This is a genomic window from Streptomyces sp. NBC_01261 (assembly GCF_036226385.1).
GTDB lineage: Bacteria > Actinomycetota > Actinomycetes > Streptomycetales > Streptomycetaceae > Streptomyces.
On sequence record NZ_CP108463.1, the window covers coordinates 3,204,623 to 3,229,178 of the forward strand.

The 24,556-nt window shown below is 70.5% G+C and carries 24 protein-coding genes; 13 read left to right on the forward strand and 11 right to left on the reverse strand.

Annotated features, from left to right (window positions below; genetic code table 11):
- The 7 genes from OG226_RS13885 to OG226_RS13915 all read right to left on the reverse strand — a co-directional run bounded on the left by OG226_RS13885 (position 1) and on the right by OG226_RS13915 (position 6,677).
- Complete coding sequence (locus OG226_RS13885) at positions 1-1,335, reverse strand: NtaA/DmoA family FMN-dependent monooxygenase (RefSeq protein WP_329349123.1); 1,335 nt, start codon at positions 1,333-1,335, stop codon at positions 1-3.
- Positions 1,332-1,991 (reverse strand): cysteine hydrolase family protein, encoded by a 660-nt coding sequence (locus tag OG226_RS13890; protein WP_329349124.1) that lies wholly within the window; start codon positions 1,989-1,991, stop codon positions 1,332-1,334. The genes OG226_RS13885 and OG226_RS13890 overlap by 4 nt, the downstream gene beginning before the upstream one ends.
- Complete coding sequence (locus OG226_RS13895) at positions 1,991-3,052, reverse strand: LLM class flavin-dependent oxidoreductase (protein WP_329349125.1); 1,062 nt, start codon at positions 3,050-3,052, stop codon at positions 1,991-1,993. Before OG226_RS13895 ends, OG226_RS13890 begins: the two co-directional genes overlap by 1 nt.
- A gap of 56 nt (positions 3,053-3,108) precedes the next feature.
- A complete protein-coding gene (locus OG226_RS13900; RefSeq protein WP_329349126.1) occupies positions 3,109-4,221 on the reverse strand; it encodes an ABC transporter substrate-binding protein in 1,113 nt (370 codons plus the stop codon).
- A 135-nt stretch (positions 4,222-4,356) separates the two neighbouring features.
- On the reverse strand, positions 4,357-5,226 hold the full coding sequence (locus OG226_RS13905; RefSeq protein WP_329349127.1) for an ABC transporter permease: 870 nt from the start codon (positions 5,224-5,226) through the stop codon (positions 4,357-4,359).
- Between the two features lie 17 nt (positions 5,227-5,243).
- On the reverse strand, positions 5,244-6,071 hold the full coding sequence (locus OG226_RS13910) for an ABC transporter ATP-binding protein (protein WP_329349128.1): 828 nt from the start codon (positions 6,069-6,071) through the stop codon (positions 5,244-5,246).
- 150 nt (positions 6,072-6,221) lie between these two features.
- Complete coding sequence (locus OG226_RS13915; RefSeq protein WP_329349129.1) at positions 6,222-6,677, reverse strand: hypothetical protein; 456 nt, start codon at positions 6,675-6,677, stop codon at positions 6,222-6,224.
- 45 nt (positions 6,678-6,722) lie between these two features.
- Between OG226_RS13915 and OG226_RS13920 the strand changes: the two genes are divergently transcribed.
- The 7 genes from OG226_RS13920 (at position 6,723) to OG226_RS13950 (ending at position 14,127) form a co-directional block, all read left to right on the forward strand.
- A complete protein-coding gene (locus OG226_RS13920; protein WP_329349130.1) occupies positions 6,723-7,406 on the forward strand; it encodes a TetR/AcrR family transcriptional regulator in 684 nt (227 codons plus the stop codon).
- A 115-nt stretch (positions 7,407-7,521) separates the two neighbouring features.
- Positions 7,522-8,133, forward strand: a complete 612-nt coding sequence (locus tag OG226_RS13925) for a TIGR03086 family metal-binding protein (RefSeq protein WP_329349131.1) — start codon at positions 7,522-7,524, stop codon at positions 8,131-8,133.
- 133 nt (positions 8,134-8,266) lie between these two features.
- On the forward strand, positions 8,267-9,055 hold the full coding sequence (locus tag OG226_RS13930; RefSeq protein ID WP_328677502.1) for a DUF4142 domain-containing protein: 789 nt from the start codon (positions 8,267-8,269) through the stop codon (positions 9,053-9,055).
- 171 nt (positions 9,056-9,226) lie between these two features.
- Positions 9,227-10,585 carry a DUF692 domain-containing protein gene (locus OG226_RS13935; RefSeq protein WP_329349132.1) on the forward strand — a complete coding sequence of 453 codons (1,359 nt, stop codon included), beginning with the start codon at positions 9,227-9,229 and terminating at the stop codon, positions 10,583-10,585.
- Positions 10,586-10,721: 136 nt separating this feature from the next.
- Positions 10,722-11,492: a DUF4142 domain-containing protein gene (locus tag OG226_RS13940; RefSeq protein WP_329349133.1), complete on the forward strand. Its 771-nt coding sequence runs from the start codon at positions 10,722-10,724 to the stop codon at positions 11,490-11,492.
- Between the two features lie 128 nt (positions 11,493-11,620).
- Positions 11,621-12,397 carry a TIGR04222 domain-containing membrane protein gene (locus tag OG226_RS13945; protein WP_328677508.1) on the forward strand — a complete coding sequence of 259 codons (777 nt, stop codon included), beginning with the start codon at positions 11,621-11,623 and terminating at the stop codon, positions 12,395-12,397.
- A 134-nt stretch (positions 12,398-12,531) separates the two neighbouring features.
- Entirely contained in the window at positions 12,532-14,127 is a 1,596-nt protein-coding gene (locus OG226_RS13950; RefSeq protein WP_329349134.1) for an alpha/beta hydrolase, read from the forward strand.
- Positions 14,128-14,193: 66 nt separating this feature from the next.
- Here the strand turns inward: OG226_RS13950 and hemQ are convergent, their stop codons facing one another.
- Positions 14,194-14,925 carry a hydrogen peroxide-dependent heme synthase gene (gene hemQ, locus OG226_RS13955; RefSeq protein ID WP_328677512.1) on the reverse strand — a complete coding sequence of 244 codons (732 nt, stop codon included), beginning with the start codon at positions 14,923-14,925 and terminating at the stop codon, positions 14,194-14,196.
- A gap of 4 nt (positions 14,926-14,929) precedes the next feature.
- Positions 14,930-16,360 carry a protoporphyrinogen oxidase gene (hemG, locus tag OG226_RS13960; protein ID WP_329349135.1) on the reverse strand — a complete coding sequence of 477 codons (1,431 nt, stop codon included), beginning with the start codon at positions 16,358-16,360 and terminating at the stop codon, positions 14,930-14,932.
- Between the two features lie 174 nt (positions 16,361-16,534).
- Between hemG and OG226_RS13965 the strand changes: the two genes are divergently transcribed.
- Together OG226_RS13965 and OG226_RS13970 are read left to right on the forward strand one after the other, a co-directional pair.
- Positions 16,535-17,497 (forward strand): DUF4349 domain-containing protein, encoded by a 963-nt coding sequence (locus OG226_RS13965; protein ID WP_329349136.1) that lies wholly within the window; start codon positions 16,535-16,537, stop codon positions 17,495-17,497.
- Between the two features lie 27 nt (positions 17,498-17,524).
- Positions 17,525-18,925 carry an FAD-dependent oxidoreductase gene (locus OG226_RS13970; RefSeq protein WP_328677517.1) on the forward strand — a complete coding sequence of 467 codons (1,401 nt, stop codon included), beginning with the start codon at positions 17,525-17,527 and terminating at the stop codon, positions 18,923-18,925.
- Positions 18,926-18,931: 6 nt separating this feature from the next.
- Here the strand turns inward: OG226_RS13970 and OG226_RS13975 are convergent, their stop codons facing one another.
- Positions 18,932-19,258, reverse strand: a complete 327-nt coding sequence (locus OG226_RS13975) for a hypothetical protein (RefSeq protein WP_328677519.1) — start codon at positions 19,256-19,258, stop codon at positions 18,932-18,934.
- A 125-nt stretch (positions 19,259-19,383) separates the two neighbouring features.
- Here OG226_RS13975 and OG226_RS13980 point away from each other — a divergent pair, with 125 nt between their 5' ends.
- On the forward strand, positions 19,384-20,208 hold the full coding sequence (locus OG226_RS13980; protein WP_328677520.1) for a rhomboid family intramembrane serine protease: 825 nt from the start codon (positions 19,384-19,386) through the stop codon (positions 20,206-20,208).
- A gap of 6 nt (positions 20,209-20,214) precedes the next feature.
- Here the strand turns inward: OG226_RS13980 and hemE are convergent, their stop codons facing one another.
- Entirely contained in the window at positions 20,215-21,282 is a 1,068-nt protein-coding gene (hemE, locus tag OG226_RS13985) for a uroporphyrinogen decarboxylase (protein ID WP_328677523.1), read from the reverse strand.
- Positions 21,283-21,428: 146 nt separating this feature from the next.
- Between hemE and OG226_RS13990 the strand changes: the two genes are divergently transcribed.
- From OG226_RS13990 to OG226_RS14000, 3 genes are all read left to right on the forward strand, one after another.
- Positions 21,429-22,055 carry a DUF3000 domain-containing protein gene (locus OG226_RS13990; RefSeq protein WP_328677525.1) on the forward strand — a complete coding sequence of 209 codons (627 nt, stop codon included), beginning with the start codon at positions 21,429-21,431 and terminating at the stop codon, positions 22,053-22,055.
- A gap of 237 nt (positions 22,056-22,292) precedes the next feature.
- The gene (locus tag OG226_RS13995) at positions 22,293-22,955 is read left to right on the forward strand and encodes a response regulator transcription factor (RefSeq protein WP_030605794.1); all 663 of its coding nucleotides are present in this window, start codon (positions 22,293-22,295) and stop codon (positions 22,953-22,955) included.
- 167 nt (positions 22,956-23,122) lie between these two features.
- On the forward strand, positions 23,123-24,400 hold the full coding sequence (locus tag OG226_RS14000; RefSeq protein WP_328677533.1) for a ribonuclease D: 1,278 nt from the start codon (positions 23,123-23,125) through the stop codon (positions 24,398-24,400).
- Positions 24,401-24,556: the final 156 nt, after the last annotated feature.

Consider the following 24,556-nt stretch of genomic DNA (forward strand, 5'->3'; position numbering starts at 1 on the left):
TCAAACCGCCAGGTTCTCGCGGAGAGTCGGCCCCTGGTACCGCGGCGCGAGCGCACCCCGGCGGCGCAGTTCGGGCAGCAGCAGTTCGCTGATCCCGGCGAAGCCGGAGGGCATGGCCAGCGGGCTGGAGAACATGAAGCCGCCGCGCGATCCGGTCGCGGCGAAGGTCTCCTCCAACGCGTCGGCCACGGCGGCCGGATCGCCGACGACACTGTGGTCCAGGCCCGTCGCCCGCCCCCGGCCGTGCTCGAAGAACTCGCCACGGCTCATGGTGTGGTCCGCGCCGAACTCCGTGACGAGCGAGCCGACGATCCCCGCGGGACTCGCGTTGGCCGCCGTCAACTCGTCGCGCAACTCGCCCAGTTGGAAGGAGTCCGGGAGCGTCGAGAAGTCGTAGCCGGCGTTGTGCGAGAGGTAGGTGGCGACGGCCTCCTCGTTCCAGAACTCGTGCACCGCCTCGCAGCGCGCCGACGCCTCGGCCTTCGTGCGGCCGACGATCACCTGGGTCGCCCAGAGGATGCCCACGTGTTCCGGGTCCCGGCCCTCGGCGAGGAGGGCCTCGTCGAGCAGTTCGCGGTGGCGCTGCTGGCCGGCGAGGTTGCCGCCGAAGCCGAAGACCAGGTCGGCGAAACGGGCCGAAGCGGCAATGCCCCGGGGCGAGTTGCCCGCCTGGACGATGAGCGGGTGGTACTGCGGACCGGGTACGGACGCGAGCGGTCCCTTGACGGTGAAGAAGCGCCCCTCGTGGTCGATGGGGTGGACCTTCTCGGGGTCCGCGAACCGGCCCGTGCTCCGGTCGCGGACGATGGCGTCCGGTGCGACGGAGTCCCACAACGCCCGGCAGACGTCGACGAATTCCTCCATCCGCTCGTAGCGCAGGTCGTGGTCCATCAACTCGGCGAACCCGTAGTTGGCCGCGTCGGCGCCGCGCGTGGAGGCGACCACGTTGAAGGCGATCCGGCCGCCGGTCACATGGTCGAGCGAGTTCAACAGCCGTGCCACGTAGAAGGGATGCATGAAGGTCGAGGAGTACGTCAGCCCGAAGCCGACCTTCTCCGTCACCGTGGACATCGCGGCGATCACCGGCGCCATGTCGTGGCGCGGCCACTGGATGCCCCACTCCACGGCGGGGGCGATGCTGCCCCGCCAGGTGCTGGGGACACCACTGCCGTCACCGAAGAACAGCAGGCCCACGCCCGCGCGTTCGGCGGTCTGCGCCAGCTCCATGAACATGCGGACGTCCGGGAAGTCCCGCCCGGTCCAGGAGCCCTGTCGCGCCCAGGCACCCTCGGTGTGGGTGAAGGAGAGGTCGTAGCCGATGTGCATTCCGGTCATCGCGCGGCCTTCTTCCACAGCTCGGCCACTTCGTCGGCGTCGCTCAACAGGGCTACGTTCAGACCCAGTTGGAACAGGGCGGCGGCGTTGACGTGGTGGTCGTAGGCGGTCGTCGTGTCCTGCGGTACGACGACGGGCCAGTCGAGTTGGACGGCGTCCTGCGCGGTCGCGTACACGCAGCACTCGCTCGTCAGCCCGACGACGGTGAGCCAGTCATGGCCGGCGGCGCGCAGCCGTGCGTCGAGATCGGTGCCGAGGAAGCCGCTGTAGCCGCGCTTGACGACCCGCAACTCCCCCTTTTCAGGATGCATTTGATACCAGTCGGCGCCCGGCGTCCCGACCCGGCACGGCTCGTCCGGGCTCATGGGCGCTTCGTAGTCGCCCTCGCGCAGCCAGTTGCTCGACCGCCACGGCCGTGCCGGGTCGCTGCCCAACTCGACCCAGACGACCGGCACTTCGGCGGCGCGCGCGACGTCGACGAGCTCGACGATACGGGTGACGGTCCGGTCGAGGGTCGCCAGCGTCGTGTCCGTCAGGCCGTAGGCCCCCAGCCGGTCCGGGTCGGCGAAGTCGCGTTGCACGTCGACCACGACGAGCGCGGGCCTGCCGAACGGCCCGGCGAGCTGGGCGAGTTGTCTGTCGCGCAGGTCGGACATCAGGCCGCCACCTCGTCGCGGGCGCGCAGCTCGGGCAGCACGGTCTCGCCGAACAGCAGCATGTCCTTGTCGTACTCCGGGAAGATCAGCATGAGTCCGTCGAGGTCGGCCTCCCGCACGATGTACTCGATGTGCTCGGTGACCGTACGGGCCGACCCGGCGACGTACGGCGTCTGGAAGGCCGCCTCCCCGTCGGCGCCGTCGGCCCACGCGCGGGCCTGGTCAGCGGGGACACCCCAGGTGTGCCGCATATGGGCGAGGGCCTCGCGGTCGACGCCGACGCCCCACTCCCTCACCTTCTTCACGGCCAGTTCGTCGGTGTCGTCCTGGACGACGGTGAGCATCGAATACGTCTTGCAGACACGGCCGTTGGCCTTCGCCCGCGCATGCACGTCGGCCGAGAGCGACCGCATGTCGTCGAGGCTGTCGGCCGCGAGAAAGGCACCGTCGGCGTACCGCGCCTGGAACCGCCGCGCGTCCTCGGACCGCCCAGCGCTGATGACGGTCGGCCGGGTCGCCGGATGCGGCCGGGACTCGCAGTCGACGAGGTCGAAGTACGGGGTGCGCAGCGTGACCGAGTCCTCGGTCCACAGCCGCGTGACCGCCTCCGTCCACAGCTCCGTCATCCGATATCGGTCCTCGTGACTCAACTCCGGGTCCCAGTCGCCGAACTGCTCGAACTCCCCCGCGTACGACCCGTTCACGATGTTCATCCCGGCCCGCCCGCCGGAGATGTCCTGGAGCGTGGTGAGCATCTTCGCCGCGATCGCGGGATTGTGGATATTCGCGTGCAGAGTCGCCCAGATCCTGACCCGGCTGGTCGCCTCGGCGAGCGCCGCCATCATCGTCATCGACTCCAGCGAACGGCCCCAGTGGTCCGTACTCCCGCCGAAACCAAGCCACTTGGCCATCGACATCACGAAGTCGAGCCCGATGCTCTCCGCGTGCACGGCGGCACGCTTGTTGTACGCGTAGGTCGCCTCGGGATGCGGCGCGGTGGTGGACAGCATCCAGCCGCCGTTCCCGATGGGAAGGAAGATTCCATACTCTTTCGCGGGCACGTCACGGACCTTTCTACGGCTCTGCCTATCTACGGCTCTGCGGGTCTCTTGCGTTCTTACGGCGCGGGCCAGACGAGCTTGTCGCCGCTGTAGATGTCCTTGACGAAGGACGGGTCGAACCACCCCGTGGCCTTGGCGGCGGTCACACCGCTCGGCACGATCTTGAACTGGTGCAGCATGGCGACGAGTTGGGTGACGTTGTCGGGGTCGATCCCGCCGAGCGGCTGTCCGGGCGTCGGGTTCTCCTTGACGACCTGTGTCTCGGTCTTCCAGATCGTCGCGTTCAGCTTCTTGTCGTAGGTCGGGCCGGACAACTTGGCCGCGTAGCCGACGCATTCGCTGATGTGCGCCTCGCCGGCGGAGCAGTACGCGTACGCGTGCAGCGCGGCACGCAACACGTCCTCGACGGCATGCGGATGCGCCTTGGCGAACGCCGGGTTGACCGCCATCGCCCCGATCGAACTCGGGATCTTGTAGTCGACCGGCTTCCACACGGTGACGTCCTTACCGGCCGCCTTGAGCTGGTTGGGCTCATTCGAGATAAACCCCGTGAGCGCTTCGAGGCCGCCCTGCTTGCGCGGCAGCACCGAGGGGTCGTACCCCTCCTTGACCAGCTTGAGCGAGTCCCACTTCACGCCGGCCTTGACCAGCATCGCCTCGACGGTGGCGGGCACATACCCCTTGTGCCCGACGACCTTTCCGTCCAACTGGGTCAGATCGGTGATGTCCTTGTTCGTCATCAGAATGTCGAGTCCGGCATTCGAGTACGAGGAAATCCCCTTGATGTCAATTCCGTTGGCCTGCGCCTGGATCAGGTCCTGCTCGGAGATGGCGGACACGGTCGCCTGTCCCCCGGCGAGCAGCTTGGTGTTCTGCGCGGTGTCACCGCTGCCCGGCTTGAGGTCGACGGTGAGGCAGAGGTCCTTGAAGTAGCCGAGCTTGGCGGCCGCGATGTATTCGAGGATCGAGACGGAGGACTGGAACTGGTACCCGGAGAGATACGTGATCTTCCCGGCCGCTTTGTTCTCAGCACACCGCTTGGCGGAAATCGCGGACCCGGCCGAGCCGGCGGAGGCACTGTCGTCCACCCCGGAGCCGCATCCGGCGACTCCGAGCACCAACACGGCGGCGACGAGGGCAGATCTGGTGAGGCGATGGTGATGACGCATGGGTGACTCCGAACTGGCGTGAATGCCGAGAAGTTAATGGACAAGGTCCAGACAGGCGCGCCCCAAAGGGGCGCGGGGAACTGCGCGACCAGCCCCCACCGGGCCCGCAGGTTCAAGACCACCGAGCCAGCGCAGCTACTCCTGCACGCTGTCGTGCCAATGCAGCACACGCCGCTCAACAAGCGTGACCGCCAGCAACAACAACACGCCCATCAGCGCAAGCACGAGGATCGAGGCGTAGACGACAGGGAGTTGATTCATGGAGGAGGCCACACTGATCGCGGTGCCCAGTCCCCCTGTAGACCCCGACGCCGACATCTCCGCCACCACAGCGCCAATGATCGACAGCGGAAAGACGATCCGCAGCGCGGCAAAGAGATACGGCAGGGCATGAGGAACACGCACATGCCACAACAACTCGACCCGGCTGGCGTCCATCGTCCGATACACCTGCAACACCTGCTGCGGCACAGACCGCAACCCCGTAGCCGTATTGATGAGTATCGGAAAGAAACAGATCAGCCCGGTGATGATCAGCTTCGGCATGGCCCCGAACCCGAAAGCCACAACAAGGGCCGGCGCGATAGCGACCAGCGGCGTGACATTCAGGACGACAGCGATCGGCATCACCGCCCGCCGCACCAACGGAAGTTCACTCGTCAGCACCGCAAGGACGAACGCCCCCACGAACCCCATCCCCAGCCCGGCCGTAGCCTCACCAAGGGTCACCAGCGCGTTGTGGACGTAGTAGCCGAGCTCATCGGAGAGCGAACTGCCCACATCCGACAACGGCGGCAACAGATAGGGAAGTTGCTCGGCTCCCCAATGCCAGAGCCCGCCCAGCAGCACCAGCATCACGACGAGCGGCAGCCACACGGCCGGCCGGATCCACGCGATCCGCGACCTCGGATGCTCCAGGCTGAACCGGGACGGTTCGACGGGCGACGGTTTCCCGGCCGCACCGGCCACCGGGGCGTCGGTGGCGCGTTCGTCGGCGACGGTCATGTCCCTCACGCCCCCACTCACGCGGCTTCACTGTTCCACGCGCGCCGCAGCCGCTCTCGAACCAGATCCTCGTACTCGTGGAACCGCCGTTCCCCGAAGAGCCGTTCACCGCGCGGTCGAGGCAGGTCGACGTCGATGCTCTCGACGATCCGGCCGGGGTTCGGCGCCATGACGACGACGGTGTCGGAGAGCCGTACGGCCTCGGAGACCGAGTGGGTGACGAACAGGACGGTCGTCCTCAACTCCTCCCACAGGTCGAGCAGTTGGTCCTGAAGACTTTCGCGGGTGAACTCGTCGAGTGCCGAGAAGGGTTCGTCCATGACGAGTACGTCGGGCCGCAGGCCGAACGCCCGGACGATCGCGGCGCGTTGGCGCATGCCGCCGGACAGCTGGGAGGGAAGTTTGTCCAGGGCGTCGCCGAGACCGGCCTTGACGAGGAGTTCCCTCATGTCGGGGACGGCCGCGGCCTGCCGCTCGGCGAAGTCGGCGATGCGCTCACGCCGCTTCCCCGCACCCCGGTTGATCTTCTGCGGCAGCGTGACGTTGCGCAGGACGGACAGCCACGGCAGCAGCGCGGGGCTCTGCGGTACGAGGCCGATCATCTTGGCCGCGCACGCCTCCGCCGGTGTCACCCCGTGCACCGACACCTCGCCGAGGTCCGGCTGTTCGAGGCCCGCGACGAGACGCAGCAGGGTGGACTTTCCGCAGCCGCTGGGGCCGATGAGACTGACGAAACGGCCCGACGGCACCGTGAGGTGGACGTCGTCGAGGGCCGTGGTCGCGGCGGACCCGAAGCCGTAGACCCGTCGTACCGACCGCAGTTCGAGTGCTGGCGTACCAGTCACCTTCACGCTCCCATCCATGTCGCGAGCACAAGTGCCCGATCCTGGAAGTCGGAGAGCGTGCGTAGCGAGTGCGACTGACTGCCACGCGGAAATCCGCTTAGGTGCCCCCGACCGTAGGAAGATTGTGTTTCGGGACAGCGCAGTTGACTGTTACGGGCGTTTTACGTCTGACCGCGACGGGAGGTGCAGCGGGGCGACCGCGCTGCCGTCGAAGACCTGGATCTCGATCCCGAGGTCCGCCGCGGCGCGCGCCACCCAGCCGCCGAGGGCCTGCACGATCAGCTCGGTGACCAGCAGGACCGCGCGCTCGGCGGTCGGTACGGACTCCCGCAGCCAGAGCAGTTTGAACATGTCCGCCATGACCTTGTTGCGGTAGGCGGGCTTGTACGCACCCTGGTTGCCGACGAGTTGGACGAGTACGCGGCAGCCCGCGTCGATCCCCTCGACCTCGACCCGGCTGCCGTCGGGCAGCATGAGCGGCTTCGGGCGCAGCGGCGTGCCGAGGCGGTCGCCGAGCGCGAGCAGCATGCGGCGCTCGACGGAACCCTCGGTGAACCGGCTCCACTCGGTGGGGGCGTCCAGGACGATCAGGTGCACGCGCCGCATCCTAGGAAGGGTCCGTTTCCCCCGTGTTGCTTAGGGTGGACCACCATGAGAGCAGGCGGAGCGACCAGGACACCTGACGAGGACGCGGGTACGGCACGGCTCGACGGCCGGGTCGAGCGGGGCAACCGCACCCGGCGGCTCGTTCTGCGCCGCACCGTCGACATCGCCTCCGTCGAGGGCCTGGGGGCGCTGACCGTCGGCCGGTTGGCCACCGAGCTGCAACTCAGCAAGAGCGGGGTGTTCGCACTCTTCGGCTCCAAGCAGGAGTTGCAACTGGCCACCGTGCGCGAGGCCGCCCGCATCTACGCCGAGAAGGTCATCAGGCCCGCCGCCGAAGTCCCGGTCGGCGTAGGCCGGTTGTGGCGGCTGTGCGAGCTGTGGCTGGAGTACTCACGGGGGCGGGTCTTCCCCGGCGGCTGCTTCTTCTACGAGGTCATCGCCGAGTTCGACGCCCGCTCCGGGCCGGTGCACGACGCGGTGGTCGGCGCCCAGCGGGACTGGACGGCCCTCGTGGAGCGGACGGCCGCCGAGGCCCGGGACGCGGGCGAGCTGCGGGCCGACACCGACATACCGCAACTCGCCTTCGAGATCGTCGCGTTGATGGAGACGTCCAACGCGGTCTCCGTACTGCACGACGAGGAGACCGCGTACCGCCGGGCCCGTATCGGCATAGCGGCACGGCTGCGGGGCGCGGCCACCGACCCTTCGACAGCTCTTCAAGTCCCCTGACACACAAGCGGCATACAACGCATTACCCCTCCCCGCACACAGCGCTTTCCCCCTCTTCTCACTTCGGCCGAAAACAAGTAGCACGACCGTTCGCGCAGTTTTAGGCTCAGGCCCCATGACAGCCACCGGAACGGACATCGTCGAGCTCGACCGGATCGCCGTGTACGAGGCGCTGCGCGTAGTGGAGTTGGCGCAGGAGGAGGACTGGCAGCGGGACACCCCCTGCGCGGGGTGGGACCTGCGGCGGCTCGTGGCACACATGTCCGCGCAGCATCACGGGTTCGCCGCCGCCGCGCGCGGCGCGGGCCAGGACACGGCGTACTGGCGGCAGCCGGAGGACATGAGCGAGCCGGCCAGGACGCACCGCGCGGCGGCCACCGCCGTCCTCGCCGCGTTCGCCGAACCCGGCGCCACCGAGCGGGAGTTCACGCTTCCGGAGCTGGGCGCGAGCTTCTCCGGCCGGACCGCGATCGGCTTCCACTTCATCGACTACGTCGTCCACGCCTGGGACGTCGCCGCCACCCTCGGCACAGAACTCGACCTGTCGGACGACGTGTTGGACATCGCGCTGGTGGTGGCCCGACTGGTACCCACCGAACCGGCCGTACGCGGACCGGAGTTCGCCTTCGCCCCGCCGCTCGACATACCGCCGGAGGCCGGCCCGCTCGACGAGGCGCTACGGCTGCTCGGCCGGACGCCGGAGCAGTGGCCCGTGAAGGGTCGCTGAACTCGCCTCCTTTACCTGCCCTTTGAGCAAAGCTGCCCTCCCTTTGAACAAGGAATCCGCTCCGCGCGTACCTCCTGGCACTGGCCACACGTCAACTTCTCCAACGACCAGTTGGTTCCCCCGGGAGGCTCCCTTGCGTCGTATCAACGGTACGGCTGTGTTCGTCGCCACCATTTTCGCCACCGCCGGTGCGCTCGTCTTTCCCGTGTGGTCGTATGCCGATCGGGCGGGGACCGGGCAGGCGAACGTGGCAGCGGGCACCGTGAACACCGAGTGGGGGCCGTTGACGGCCTCCGACCGGGATCTGATCGTGCGGGTGCGGCTGGCCGGACTGTGGGAGCTGCCGGCCGGGCAGCAGGCGATCGAGCGGGCGCCCAGCCAGGCGATCAAGGAGGCCGGGGACCATCTCATCGTCGGCCACACCGACCTGGACAAGAGGGTGCGGATCGTCGCTGCGCAGCTCAATGTCGCGCTGCCCAATGTGCCGAACGAGCAACAACAGGGCTGGCTGCGGGAGATGAGCGCGGCGACCGGCGCCGAGTACGAGTACAAGTTCGTCAACCTGCTGCGGGCCGCGCACGGCAAGATCTTCCCGGCCATCGGCGCCGTACGGAACAGCACGCGCAACACCCTCGTGCGGCAGCTGGCCTCGGACACCAACCAGACCGTGCTGGACCACATCACGGTGCTGGAGAAGACCGGACGGGTCGACTTCGACGCGATCGCCAACGGGATCGCGAACGCCTCCACCGCCAGCCCGACCGGCCCCGCCGCGCCGGTGCCCGGCCAGGTGGCGCCCTCGGCCCCCGTCGCCGAGGCGAGCCCGAACATCCGGACCACCTCCCGGCCGTCCCCGGCCGCACCGGGCGCGGTCAACACCGGCCGACCGGATCCGGTCGACTCGAACGGCGTGCTGGGTTAGGGCTCTCCCGGCCGTCCGGGTCCCGGCCCCGAAGTCCTGGCCCCGAACCTCAAATGTTGCTCTGAAAGTGACGCGGCCGAGGTTCGGGGCCTTGCCCATGGGCGATACCCCCGTCACGCCGAACAGCGGACCTGTGGAGTTCATGACCTGCACGGAGAACGGGGACGGACGATGGAGCGACTGGGAACGGGCATCGGCTGGCGGCCGGAGATCGCGGACGCCGTGGAGCGCATGCCGGGCATCGACTGGGTCGAGGCCGTGGCCGAGAACGTCTGCCCCGGCCACCTCCCCGACTCCCTCCTACGGCTGCGCGAACGCGGCGTGACCGTGATCCCGCACGGCGTCTCCCTCGGCCTCGGCGGCGCCGACCGGCCGGACGAGGGCAGGCTGACGGCGCTCGCCGAGCGGGCCGAGGCGTTGGGCGCACCGCTGGTCACGGAGCACATCGCGTTCGTCCGCGCGGGTGGCCCCCTGACCGCCTCCCCGCTCCTGGAAGCCGGCCATCTGCTGCCCGTACCGCGCACCCGGGACGCCCTCGACGTGCTCTGCGAGAACATCCGCATCGCCCAGGCCGCACTGCCCGTACCCCTCGCCGTCGAGAACATCGCCGCGCTGCTCGCCTGGCCGGGCGAGGAGATGACCGAGGGACAGTTCCTCTACGAACTGGCCGACCGCACCGGCGTACGGCTCCTCATCGACGTCGCGAACCTGCACACCAACCACGTCAACCGCGGCGAGGACCCGGCCAAGGCCCTCGCCGAACTCCCCGTCGAGGCCATCGCGTACGTCCATGTCGCGGGCGGCGTCGAACGCGACGGCGTCTGGCACGACACCCACGCCCACCCGGTCCCCGCGCCGGTCCTCGCCGTCCTCACCGACCTCGCCTCCCGCGTCTCCCCGCCCGGGGTGCTGCTGGAGCGCGACGACAACTTCCCCGAACCGGCCGAGCTGGAGCGGGAGTTGGAGGCGATTCAGGGGGCGCTGACCAAGGGGTGGGCGCGGTCGGTCGCGAGCAGGGTGCCCACGCGGGAGGCGAAGGCGGAACCGGCGCTGGAGGCCACCGCCGCCGCTCCGTCCACCCCGCCCGCTCCCCCGGCCGCACCGCGGTCCTCCGAGTGTGCCCGCCAGCGTCTCGCCCTCGCCCAGACCGCCCTCCTCTCCGCCCTGGTCGCCGGCACCCCCGTCCCGGACGGGTTCGACCGGGTACGGCTCGGTGTGCAGGCGCGGGCGCTCGGGGTGAAGCGGGCCGATGTCGTGGCGAAGGTCGCTCCCGAACTGCCCCTGATCCTCGGGGGCTTGTACCGGCCGGCCTTCCTCGCGTACGCGCACTCGCACCCGATGACCGGCGGTTACCGGCGTGACGCGCTGGACTTCGCCGGGCAGTTGCTGCTGTCGGGCGGGCCCGAGGGCGCGGAGGCGCGGCGGGAGTTGCGGGAGTGGTGGCTGGAGCGGTCGGGGCCGGCCCCGCGTTCGACGCGGCCCACGGTCCGGCTCGCCCGTGCCACCCGGCGGGCGCTGCTGCGCCGTTGAGGGGTCGGGACGGGGCTGACGTGGGGCTTTCGTGGGGCCTTGGAAGGTGACGGTGACTCCACAGTAATATTGCGGTTCCGCACGAGAAGCGCACGAAAAGCACACTCACGTGCGGTGCCGTGACAGGAGGCACCCCATGCGACGGCGACCCCCCGTGAAGGGCCGAGGCATATTCAGTGGCACCGGCGTCATCGTCATGGGCCTGACCGCGACGCTGGCCGCGCTGATCTTCCCGGTCTGGTCCTACGCCGACCGGTCCGGGGCGTCCGGCGCCAACGTGCTCAGCGCCCAGACGGTGACCACCCGGTACGGGCCGTTGTCCACCCTGGACCGGGACTTCGTCACCAAGGTCCGGCTGGCCGGGCTGTGGGAGCTGCCGGCCGGCCGGCAGGCCGAGGAGAAGGGCACGACCGCGGCCGTACGGACGGCGGGGCAGCACCTCATCGACGGGCACACGTTCCTGGACGAGCGGGTGCGCGATGTCGCCGCCCGGCTCGGGCTGCCGCTGCCGAACCAGCCCAACGTGCAGCAACAGCAGTGGCTCGCGACGCTCGACGCGGCGCAGGGCGTGGACTTCGACCGCAAGTTCGCCAACATCCTGCGCCTGGCGCACGGCAGGGTGTTCACGGTGGTCGCGCAGGTCCGTGCCACCACCCAGAACTCCCTGGTCCGTGCCCTCGCCGACGACGCGAACACGACCGTCCTGGACCACATCAAGGTCCTGGAGGCCACCGGGTACGTCGACTTCGCGACGCTGGCCCGGGACATGGCGGCGTCGAGTTCGCCCGTACCCAGCGTCTCCGCCGCGGCCGATCCCGGTCAGGTGGTCCCGCTGGCCCCGTCGGTCTCCCCGACCTACACGCTCCCGCCGGCCGCCTCCGCCCCACCGCCGTCGGGCCAGCCGTAGATCCGTTGCGGGCGTGGGTCGTTCGTGGTTCGTTTCCGGACAATCGGAACGTCACATACCGACAACGCTCCGTCCGGATTGTGAACAAGGCATGGCGTCGCACTGGGCCTTTGGCATAGAAACTTGGCATGTTCTGGGTCCTCCTCCTGCTCCTGGCCTGGGCCGTCGCCGGCACGGCGTGCACGCGGCTGTGCCTCGCCGCCGTCAGAGCGGCGGCCGTCGACACGGACGACACGGGCACGGGACACGATCTGACGCTCTACGAGGCGGCGTTCCTGTCCGGCGGTCCCGCGCGGGTCGCCGATCTGACGCTGGTCTCCATGGCGCGGCAGCACCGGCTGCTGCTCGCGCACACCGGCTGGGCGACCGTCGTCGACCCGCGCGGCCGGGACGCCATCGAGCGGTCGGTGATAGGCGCGATCGGGCCCGAGGGGCAGTCCAGGATCGGCCCGGTGCGGGCCACCGCGGCGGCCACGGACGCGGTGCGCGAGGTCGCGGTCCGGCTCGTCGACGCGGGCCTGGCCGTCCCGGACGGCAGCACTACGACCGTCGCCTCCGGGGTACGGCAGGTGCGGGCCGCCGCGCTCGTCGTGCTCGTGCTGGGCGCGACCGCGCTGCTGACGCCGGGGGCCGAGATGCCGCGGGGGCTGGTCGCGCTCTGGTTCGGGCTGCCGCTGGCCCTCACGCTGAGCTGTCTGGCCATCGCGCGGGTCGAGGTGCACCCGTACTCGCGCTGGGCGTCCCCGGCCGGTCAGCGGCTGCTGGGCACGCTGGCCCGGCACGCGGGCAGCGGGGACGACCGTACGTATCTGACGTCCGTCGCCGTACGCGGCATCCGCGCGGTCGGCGAGCCGGATCTGCGGGCGGCCTTCGCGCACCGCGAGCAGTACGAGTGGCGCCGCTGACCACAGCGTGAAGGCGCTCCCCGGGGGCGCACAGGGGTCATTGGGGCCGACACCGCCCGATGGTGCTTGCCTTCGCCAACGGCCGAACGAAACATCCCTTTTGTTGCTGCCGTGCTCCGAAGGGATACCCCACCATGCGAGCCGCCGCCCTGTACTCGGCCGCCGGGTCCTTGCTCCTCACCACCCTCGCCGCCGCCCCGGCCACCGGAACCCCCGGCGTTCCCGGCGTCCGGGCCGCCGAACTCACCGGCACCGCGCTGGCCGCCGCGCACGCCCGGGCGGCGGGCATCACCTTCGGGAAGTGCCCCGACGCGCAGGACCTGCCCGGCGTCATGGAGTGCGGCACGGTCTCCGTCCCGCTCGACTACGCGCACCCCGACGGGAAGCAGATCAAGCTGACCGTCAGCCGCGCCCGGGCCACCCACAAGGACCCGCACAACAGCAAGCGCAGAGTGCCCGGCCAGGGCCCCCTGGTCTACAACCCCGGCGGCCCCGGCGCCTCCGGCCTCTACTTCCCGCTGATCGGCATGCTCCCCGAGTGGAAGCGCATCGCGTCGGCGTACGACCTCGTCGGCTACGCCCCGCGCGGGGTCGACAAGTCGGCGCCGCTGTCCTGCGAGGACCCCAAGCACTTCTTCAAGGCGCCCTCGCAGTCACCGACGTACCCCTCGGAGTCGTACAAGAAGGAACGCGTCGCGGAGGCCAAGAGCTACGCGCGCGGCTGCGCCAAGCGTTCCGGCGGCAAACTCCGCTTCTACACCTCCCTCAACAACGCCCGCGACCTGGACGTCCTGCGCGCAGCGCTCGGCGAGGACCGGCTGACGTTCATGGGCGCGTCCTACGGGACGTACTTCGGGGCGCTGTACGCGACGCTGTTCCCCTCGCACGTACGGCGGATGGTGTTCGACTCGGCGGTGAACCCGGATCCCGAGCAGATCTGGTACCGCAACAACCTCGACCAGTCGGCCGCGTTCGAGGGCCGCTGGACGGACTTCCGCGAGTGGATCGCCAGGCACGACGACGTCTACGGCCTCGGCGACACGGCGGAGAAGGTGCTCGGCAACTACCGCAAGGCCGAGGCGCGGCTCGCCGAGAAGCCCGCGGGCGGCAAGGTGGGGCCGGCGCAGTTGCAGGGCGCGATCCTGTCCGCCGGGTACTACGACGACTACTGGCCGCACAGTGCCGCCGGGCTGTCGTCGTACCTGAAGGGCGACCCGAAGCCGCTGATCCAGCAGGCCGGGCCGACGCCGGGGGCGGCCGTCGAGGCGGAGAACGGGAACGCGGTGTACACGGCCGTCGAGTGCAACGACGCGGCCTGGCCCACCGAGTGGAGTGTCTGGGACCGGGACAACACGCGGCTCGCGCGCGAGGCACCGTTCGAGACGTGGGACAACGTGTGGATGAATCTGCCGTGCGCGTACTGGCCCGAGCCGCGTCAGCAGCCCCTCGATGTGCGGACCGGGCCCGGTGAGTTGCCGCCGGTGCTGATCCTGGCGGCCGAGCGGGATGCGGCTACGCCGTACGACGGGGCGCTTGAGTTGCAGCGGCGGTTGTCGGACTCGGTGTTGGTGACCGAGCGGGATGCGGGGACGCATGGGATCGCGGGTGGGTCCAACAAGTGTGTCAACGGGTATCTGGACGCTTACCTGTTGGAAGGGCGGTTGCCTGAGGGGCGGGCTGCGTGCGCGCCGCATGCAGCCCCGGTCGCTGCGCGGCCAGGCAGTAAGTAGTCTGCGGCCCCGGTGGGGGCTGGTCGCGCAGTTCCCCGCGCCCCTGAAAGCCAAAAGGCAGGGCAGCTACGCCAGGCCTGCTACCAAGTCACCGATGTCCTTGCGGCGGCCCGTGTAGAACGGGACCTCCTCGCGGACGTGCATGCGGGCCTCGGAGGCGCGTAGGTGGCGCATGAGGTCGACGATGCGGTAGAGCTCGTCGGCCTCGAAGGCGAGGAGCCACTCGTAGTCGCCGAGGGAGAAGGAGGCGACCGTGTTGGCGCGGACGTCCGCGTAGCCGCGGGCCATCTTGCCGTGGTCGGCGAGCATGCGGCGGCGGTCCTCGTCGGGGAGCAGGTACCAGTCGTAGGAGCGCACGAACGGGTACACGCTGACGTAGTTGCGCGGCGTCTCGTCGGCCAGGAAGGCCGGGATGTGCGAGCGGTTGAACTCGGCGGGGCGGTGCAGCGCCATGTTCGACCAGACCGGCTCCAGGGCGCGGCCGAGCTTCGTGCGGCGGAAGAGGTTGTAGGCCTCCTGCAGCTGGTCGGCGGTCTCGGCGTGCCACCAGATCATGAGGTCGGCGTCGGCACGCAGGCCCGACACGTCGTACGTGCCGCGGACCGTCACGTCCTTCGCGGCGAGCTGGTCGAACAGCTCCTGGACCTCGTCGGCGTAGCCCGCGCGGTCCTCGGGCAGTACGTCCTTCAGCTTGAAGACGGACCACAGCGTGTAGCGGATGGCCTCGTTGAGGTCCTTGGCCAGCTTGCCCTTGTTCGGGATGCGGCCGGGCTCGGTGGTGGGGGCGTCGTCGCTCATGGGGCTATTCTCCCGCTCCGCCGGAGGCGCTCGGCACCGGGTCACCGGTCAGCCGCTCGACGGCCGCGTACGCGCTCGCGATGGTGGCCGGGATGCCGACGCCGTCGTACACCGCGCCGCAGACCGCCAGGCCGGGGAGCTTGCCCACGTGCTCGCGGATACGGGCCACGCGCGCGTGGTGGCCGACCGGGTACTGGGGCAGGCCGTCGGTCCAGCGGGTGACACGGGTCGCCAGGGGCGTGGCGTCCAGGCCGGTGGCCTCGCGCAGGTCGTGGCGGGAGACGTCCACGAGGCCGGTGTCGTCGCGCTCCAGGATCGTCGTCTCGCCGTACCGGCCCACCGAGGTGCGCAGGACCAGCACGTCCGGGTTCTCGTCGGCGATCCAGCCCCACTTCTGGGAGGCGAAGGTGGACGCCTTGATGGTGCGGCCGTCGACCGGCGGCACCAAGAAGCCGCTGCCTTCGGGGAGTTCGATGTCCGCGCGGCGGTAGGCGAGGGTGATCAGGGCCATCGACGCGTACTCGACGGCGCTCAACTCGGCCGCGGCGCCCGGGACTTCGTCCTGTAGCAGTGCGGCGGCGGCCGGGGCGGGTACGGCGACGATCACGCCGTCGGCGTCCAGCACACGGTCTCCGGCGACCACCCGCCAGCCCGCTGCCCCGCTCCGGCGCAGCTCCGTGACCGGTGTCCCGGTGAGGATCTCGGCGCCCCGCGCGCGTGCCGACTCCGCGACGGCGAGCGGGAGTCGGCCCACTCCGCCCTGGATGCCCATGAAGACCGGGCCGGTCTGCTGTGCGGCGGCGGCGCGCTCCTGGATGCCCCGGACGGCCTCGGTGAGGGAGTCGTGGGTCCGCGCGGCCTGGAAGAGCTGCGGGACGGCGGAGCGCATCGAGATGCGGTACGCGTCGCCCGCGTAGACCCCGCCCAGGAGGGGCTCGACGAGGCGGTCGACGACCTCGCGGCCGAGGCGTGCCGCCACGTACTCCCCGACCGCGACGTCGTCGCCGACCTCCGTGCGGGGCAGATCGGCGTCGCGTTCGATGCGGTGCAGGCCCTCGTCCGAGAGGACTCCGGAGAGGGCGGACGCGGTGCCGGGGACGCCCATGACGTGGCCCTTGGGCATGGGGCGCAGGGCACCCCGGGTCCAGATCGACGCGGTGGCCGTGGCGGGCACCCGGAGGCGGTCGGTGAGGCCGACCTCGCGGGCCAGCGCGACGGCCTCGGGGCGGCGGGCCAGCATCGACTCGGCGCCGAGGTCCACGCGGGCGCCCTCGATCTCACCGGGCAGCAGCTTGCCGCCGACCCGATCCGACGCCTCGACGACGGTCACGCGCACGCCGCTGTCCAGCAGCCGGTGTGCGGCGGCCAGCCCGCCGATCCCGGCGCCGATGACGACGACATGCCCTGTGCCCGGACGAGTCTCCACTTCGCGCATGGACCCAGCCTCTCAGACCCCACTGACAGTCCGGCTCCGGGCCGGTGTCGGGCCCGGTGTCCGGCGCGCGTTCCGACCGTGACCGCATCGGAACCGTTTCCGGCCAACGTCCCGCCCGGTCCCGGCGTCGAAGGAGCGTCAGTCGTCACGACGAACCTCGGGGGTACCCACACCATGCGCGCACACCACGCCATACGACCCGTCCAGGCCCTGGCCGGTCTGCTGCTGGCCTCGGCACTCGCGCTGGCCGGGTGCGGCGGCGGCGCGAGCGAGAAGAGCGCCGGCGACTCCGGCGCAGGGGCCGCCGACAAGGCCGCGGCTCCAGAAGCCCGGCAGGAGGGCGCGTCCGGCAGCGGCAACGCCCGGAACACCAAGGCCGTCCCCAAGCTCACCGCGAGCAGCATCATCCGTACGGCCTCGCTGTCCGTGCGGGTCAAGGACGTACCGAGGGCCCTCGACGAGGCCCGCACCACCACCGAGAACGCCGGCGGATTCGTCGGCGACGAGTCGACCAGCCGGGACGGGCAGGGCCACGAGCGCACCCGGGTCGTCCTGCGGGTTCCCAGCGACAAGTACGACGAGGTCCTCGCCGACCTGGAGGGCACGGGCAAGCTGCTCGACCGCACCGCGAAGGCACAGGACGTCACCGACCAGGTGGTGGACGTGGAGAGCCGCATCGCCTCGCAGCGGGCCAGCGTGGCACGCGTGCGTGAACTGATGGACCGGGCCACCAAGTTGAGCGATGTGGTGGAGCTGGAGGGCGAGTTGAGCACCCGCGAGTCCGACCTGGAGGCGCTGCTCGCCCAACAGGCCTCCCTGAAGGACCGCACCAGCCTGGCCACCATCACGCTGTCCCTGTCGCAGACCCCGGTCGCGAAGGCCGCCGCGAAGGACGACGGCCCCGGCTTCGTGGACGCCGTGGCGGGCGGCTGGCACGTCTTCGTGACGATGCTGCGCTGGATCGCCCTGTCGCTCGGCGCGGTACTGCCGTTCGCGGCCGTGGCGGCGTTGGCGCTCCTCGTGTGGCTGCGTCTCGTAAGGCCGCGTCGCGTGGCGACCGTTCCGGCGGCCACCGGGGTGGGACCACTCCCGGCGGCCCGTCCGGTACGCCCCGAGGAGGAGGGCGGGCAGGACTGAAATGATCGGTCCCCGTAGCGTGTTCGCATGAGCATGAGCCGTGCGAGTGGTACCCGGGAACGACTGGTCGTCATCGGCGGAGACGCCGCGGGTATGTCCGCGGCGTCGCAGGCCCGCCGCCTGAGAGGGCCGGACGAGCTGGAGATCGTGGCCTTCGAGCGCGGCCACTTCACCTCATACTCGGCGTGCGGCATCCCCTACTGGGTGGGCGGCGACGTGTCCGCCCCGGAGGAGTTGATCGCCCGCACCCCCGAGGAGCACCGCGAGCGCGACATCGACCTGCGCATGCGCACCGAGGTCGTGGAGCTGGACGTCGCGGGCGGGCGGGTACGCGCGCGGGACGTCGATTCCGGGGCCGAGTCCTGGACGTCGTACGACAAGCTCGTGATCGGGACCGGGGCGCGGCCGATCCGGCCGGACATGCCCGGGGTGGACGCGCCCGGGGTGCACGGGGTGCAGACGCTCGACGACGGGCAGGCGTTGCTCGACTCGCTGGCACGCACGCGTGGGCGTCGCGCCGTGGTGGTCGGGGCCGGGTACATCGGGGTGGAGATGGCGGAGGCGTTCGTCAACCGCGGGTATGACGTGACCGTCGTCAACAGGGGCAAGGAGCCGATGTCGACGCTCGACCCGGACATGGGGCGGCTGGTGCACAAGGCGATGGAGGGCCTGGGCATCACCATGGTCGACGACGCCCACGTCACCGAGCTGCTCACCGGGGACGACGGTCGGGTGCGGGCCGTGGTCACCGAGGACGCGGAGTACCCGGCGGACGTGGTGGTGCTGGGGATCGGCGTGCGCCCGGAGACGACGCTCGCGAAGGCGGCCGGGCTGCCGGTCGGGCAGCACGACGGGCTGCTCACCGACCTGGCGATGCGGGTGCGCGGGCACGAGAACATCTGGGCCGGCGGCGACTGCGTCGAGGTGCTCGACCTGGTCTCCGGGCAGGAGCGGCACATCGCCCTGGGGACGCACGCGAACAAGCACGGGCAGGTCATCGGCACCAATGTGGGCGGCGGTTACGCCACCTTCCCCGGGGTGGTCGGTACGGCCGTCAGCAAGGTGTGCGACCTGGAGATCGCCCGTACCGGGCTGCGCGAGAAGGACGCCCACCGCGCGGGCCTGCAGTTCGAGACGGTCACCATCGAGTCGACCAGCCGTGCGGGCTACTACCCCGAGGCCTCTCTCATGACGGTGAAGATGCTCGCCGAACGCCGTACCGGGCGTCTCCTGGGCGTGCAGATCGTCGGCCGGGAGGGCGCCGCGAAGCGTGTCGACATCGCGGCGGTCGCCCTCACGGCCCGTATGACGGTGGAACAGATGACGGCCCTGGACCTGGGGTACGCCCCGCCGTTCTCACCGGTGTGGGACCCGGTCCTGGTGGCGGCCCGAAAGGCGGCCGCCAAGATCCAGGCGAGCCCGCGGTGAGAATTCCTACGCCGTTCCGTTGATGCGGTCTATGGCCTGCCGTGCCTGCTCGGCCGGCGGCCTGGCGGGCAGCGAGGACACCGACGCGCTCGGCGGCATCATCGCGGCGGGCTGTGCCGCCGCGGCGGGCTTCGCGTGGGCGCCCAGCGCGTTGGACCGCAGCCGGTTGCTCACCGCCTCGTCCAGGGTGACCGGCCGCTGCATCTGCGCGGCGAGCCGTCCCGCTTCCTGGCCGAGCCTGGCGACGTCTTCCCAGGGGAGGCGCACCACCAGGGCGATCTCGGCCTCGCCGTCGGGCGTGGCGGTCATCTGAGGGGAAATACGGTCGTTCATCGCCTGTTCCTCACGTCGTCCCCGCGACACGCCTTCCCCGCGCCGCGGGCGGTTGAGGAGTCATACGCAGCGGCGGACAGCGGTGTTCACCGGTTCGCCGCGCGTATCGGGGGCACTAATTCCTTGTGGTCATCCCCGTCCATGACGTGAACCCGGTGCGCCGCACCCCTTGGGTGACGTATGCGCTCGTCGCCGCGAACGTGCTCGTCTTCCTGTTCACACCCGGAATGGCGGGCTCCGTGGCGGGCGGCAGCGACCTCTCGCAGCTGTGCCATCTGCAGGCGTTCCTGGACCACTACGCGGCCGTACCGCGGGAGTTGATCCATCATCAGATGCCACAGCTGGTCCCGACCGGCGCCGTCCAGGCCGGCCCCGGCGGCCCGGCGTGCGCGGCCGGACCGCCGAGCTACGACAAGTCGGCCCCGCTGAGCGTCTTCACCGCGATGTTCCTGCACGGCAGTTGGATCCACCTGCTGGGCAACATGCTGTTCCTGATGATCTTCGGCAACAACGTCGAGGACCGCATGGGCCACATCCGCTACACGCTCTTCTACGTAGTGTGCGGTTACGCGGCGGGCTACGGCTTCGCGCTGCTCAACGCCGACTCGGCCGACCCGCTGATCGGTGCCTCCGGGGCGATCGCCGGTGTGCTGGGCGCCTATCTGGTGCTGTACGCGAAGGCCAGGGTGTGGGTCCTGGTGCCGTTCCTGTTCTTCCTGCCGCTACGGCTGCCCGCCTGGCTGGTGCTGGGCTTCTGGTTCGTGCTCCAGGCGTTCTACTCGTCCGGCGAGGGCGTCTCCGACGCGGGCACGGTGGCGTACGAAGCCCATGTCGTCGGCTTCCTGGCGGGCATGCTGCTCGCCTGGCCGCTCAAGGCGGGCACGCCCGCGCCGCCGGAACCGCGCGGCCTGCTGTTCGGCAGGCGGGCGAGGCCCCGGCACACGTGGTGAGCGCGCTTATCGGGCCGTCTGGGTGTGGACGTACTCGGTGAGCCGGGTGAGCGAGTCCGGGTCGGTGGACGGCATCACGCCGTGACCGAGGTTGAAGATGTGCCCCTCCAGGCCCTTGGCCGAGTCGAGAACCTCGCGGGTCTTGGTCTCGACGGCCTCTGTGGAGGCGAACAGGACGGTCGGGTCGAGGTTGCCCTGGAGCGTCTTGCCGGGGCCGACGCGGCGGGCGGCCTCGTCGAGCGGGACGCGCCAGTCGACGCCGACGACGTCCGCACCGGCCTCACCCATCAGGCCGAGCAGCTCGCCGGTGCCGACACCGAAGTGGATGCGCGGGACGCCGTAGCCCTCGACGGCCTTGAAGACCTTCGCGGAGGCGGGGAGCACCGAGCGGCGGTAGTCGGCCGGGGCGAGGGCGCCTGCCCAGGAGTCGAAGACCTGGACGGCGCTGGCGCCCGCCTCGATCTGGACCTTGAGGAAGGCGGCCGTGATGTCGGCGAGGCGGTCCAGGAGGTCGGCCCAGAGCTGGGGGTCGCCGTACATGATCGCCTTGGCGTTCTCGTACGTGCGGGACGGGCCGCCCTCGATGAGGTAGCTCGCGAGGGTGAACGGTGCGCCGGCGAAGCCGATGAGGGGGGTCGAGCCGAGCTCGGCGGTCAGCAGGCCGATGGCCTCCGTGACGTAGGAGACGTCATCGGGGGTCAGGTCGCGCAGCCGGTCCAGGTCGGCGCGGGTGCGGATCGGCTTCTCGACGACCGGGCCGACGCCGGGCTTGATGTCGAGGTCGATGCCGATGGCCTTGAGCGGGACGACGATGTCGCTGAAGTAGACCGCCGCGTCCACGTTGTGCCGACGCACGGGCTGGAGCGTGATCTCGGCGACCAGCTCGGGCCGGGTGCAGGAGTCGAGCATCGCGATGCCCTCGCGCGCCTTGTGGTACTCGGGCAGCGAACGTCCGGCCTGCCGCATGAACCACACGGGTGTGTGGGGCACGGGCTCGCGCCTGCACGCCTTCATGAAGGCGGAGTCGTAAGTGGCGGTCGGCTGCTGGCCCGCGGGGCTCTGGTTGGCACTCACGGGGCAAGTCTCGCACGGCGCCAGAAGGCGATTACACGGTGTGCTGAGCGGAAGAGCGGGTGTCTAGTCCCGCACGATGCCTCCGTTCCCCTTAATCTTCCCGCATGGCTGCGGCTCAGGGACGATTGTCGGATGGCGCTGACGGGATGGACGACTCCAAGGAGGGGGACCGGGATGGGGGCGGTGCGGCGCCGCCGGCTTTCCAGGCCGCGGTCCAGGCCCTGCGGAACAGCAGGCTGAGGCCGCAGATCGAGATCGATCCGACGCCCGCGCCCCAGCGGCTCGCGCCCTACGCGTACGCGTTGGAGGCAGCGGTCGTCGACGGCGACCAGGACCTGGCCGACGGCCGGCTGGTGCTGCTGCACGACCCGGACGGGCACGACGCCTGGCACGGCACGTTCCGGCTGGTGACGCTGGTGCGCGCGGAGCTGGAGCCGGAGATGGCGGCGGACCCGCTGCTGCCCGACGTGTGCTGGTCGTGGCTGACCGGTGCGCTCCAGGCGCGCGGACTGACGTACGGCGAGGCGAGCGGCACCGTCACGCGGGCCAGCTCCCACTACTTCGGCGGGCTGTCCGAGCGGCCGTCCGCCTCCCAGATCGAGATCCGTGCCTCGTGGACGCCGCGCGAGGGACTCGGCGGCGTTCCGGACACGGCGGCGCATCTCGCCTCCTGGTGCGATCTGCTGGCCCAGGTCGCGGGCCTGCCCCCGGCGGGCCCGGGCGACGCGTCCATCGTCACGCTGCCGCAACGCCGGGACCCGCAGTCACGCTGAGCCTTACCCGAGACACACCGAGGTCTTACCGATCGTTTCCGGTGTCTTTGTCGATACGGCCACTTTCAATCAGGAGTGGCCCATCGAACGAGCCGTTTCGTTCACCGAACGATCGACAGCGTGTCCGAATTGCACTGATTGCTACTCACTAAATCGTGATCTTTCTCTAAAGGACCTGGGGTTTGGTGCCGAAGACGACTGTGACCTTGAAAGTCGTCCCGCACCCCAGGAGGCCTGGTGTCCGTTCTTCTTGAGCAGCCCGCAAGCCTGGTCGCCTACCGCCCGAACAAGCCGACCGCCATGGTGGTCGTGGCCGACCCGCGCGTACGCTCCACCGTCACCCGCCACCTGTGGGCGCTCGGTGTGCGCGACGTCATCGAGGCCTCGTCCGTCGCGGAGGCTCGTCCCCGCATCGGCAACCCCCGCGACATCTGTGTGGCAGACGTCCACCTTCCCGACGGTTCCGGTCTCACCCTGCTCTCCGAGACCAGAGCCGCAGGCTGGCCCAACGGCCTGGCCCTGTCCGCCGCCGACGACATCGGTGCCGTGCGCAACGCCCTCGCGGGCGGCGTCAAGGGCTACGTCGTCACCGGCACCCGCACCAACGTCGGGCTCCCCACCCGGCCCGGCGCCGCCCCCATCGGCTCCGCCGCCGCCCGTATGCACCGCCGCCCCCCGGGTTCCCCGAGCCACCCGGGTGGCTACCGCGAACTGTCCGGCCGTGAGGTCGAGGTCCTGCGTCTGGTCGCGGAAGGCCAGTCGAACAAGGCCATCGGCGTCTCCATGGGCCTGTCCGCACTGACCGTCAAGAGCCACCTCGCGCGCATCGCCCGCAAGCTCGGCACGGGTGACCGCGCCGGCATGGTCGCGGTGGCGCTGCGCACCGGAATCATCCACTGACCCCCTCCCGCAACCCCGTCCCCACACCCTCTCCCGCCCTCCTTCCCACTCCCCCTTCGAGCCGTGAACCGGATCTTTCACTTACCTGACTGGTTTACGACCCCCAGACGCCCGTCGACGGAACGTTCCGTCGGCGGGCGTTGTCCATACACGGATACCCTTGACAGGTGACCGACGCCCAAGAAACCGCAGCAGACAGCTCACTGCGAACCACCGGAGGCGCCCCTCCGGACGACGTCGAAACGGCGCCGATCCCTTTGCTTGAGCCCCGAGAGGGCATTCCGCCCGTGATCGCCGACGAGGACGCCCTCGCCGAGGTGATCGCGGCCTTCGCCGCCGGCACGGGTCCCGTGGCCGTCGACGCCGAGCGCGCGTCCGGCTACCGCTACGGACAGCGTGCCTATCTGGTTCAGCTGCGCCGTGCGGGCGCGGGCACCGCACTGATCGACCCCGTCGCCTGCCCCGACCTGTCGGGCCTCGGTGCGGCCATCTCCGGCGTCGAGTGGGTGCTGCACGCCGCCACCCAGGACCTGCCCTGTCTGCGCGAGATAGGCATGGTGCCGACGCGGCTCTTCGACACCGAGCTGGCGGGTCGGCTCGCCGGATTCCCGCGGGTCGGACTGGGCGCGATGGTCGAGGGCGTACTCGGTTTCGTCCTGGAGAAGGGGCACTCCGCCGTCGACTGGTCCACCCGCCCGCTGCCCGAACCCTGGCTGCGCTACGCCGCTCTCGACGTCGAACTCCTCGTCGATCTGCGGGACGCGCTGGAGAAGGAACTCGACCGGCAGGGCAAGCTGGACTGGGCCCGCCAGGAGTTCGACGCGATCGCGGCGGCGCCGCCCGCCGAACCCCGCAAGGACCCGTGGCGTCGTACGTCCGGGATGCACAAGGTACGGCGGCGCCGGCAGCTCGGTGTCGTACGGGAGCTGTGGCAGACGCGGGACCGGATCGCGCAGCGGCGGGACGTGTCGCCGGGGAAGGTGCTGTCGGACGCGGCGATCGTCGAGGCTGCGCTCTCCCTTCCCGTCGACGTGCAGGCGCTTGCCGCGTTGAACGGGTTCGGGCACCGGATGGGGCGGCGGCAGCTGGAGCAGTGGCAGGCGGCCGTCGATCGGGCGAAGACCCTTCCCGACTCCGCGCTGCCGCAGCCCGGTCAGCCGGTCACCGGGCCGCCGCCGCCTCGCGCCTGGGCCGACAAGGATCCTGAGGCCGCGGCTCGGTTGTCCGCGGCGCGCGCGGCGGTTTCCGCGGTGGCCGAGGGACTCAACATGCCTCAGGAGAACCTCATCACTCCGGACACCGTGCGGCGGGTTTGCTGGGAGCCGCCGAAGCATGTGGACGTGGAGTCCGTGGCGGCTGCTCTTGCCGGGTACGGGGCTCGGGTCTGGCAGGTTGAGCAGGTTGCGCCGGTTTTGGCGGACGCGTTGACCGCGAAGGCCCCGTAGGGGTTGTGCGTTGTTTTGCGGGTGCGGGTCCGTTGTGGCTGGTCGCGCAGTTCCCCGCGCCCCTAAGAACAAAGGGGCTCGGAAGCGCAGCGTCGGCGTCGAGATCAGGCCAAGATCCTCGGAGCACAGGCGGGGAACTGCGCGCGGACGGGATGT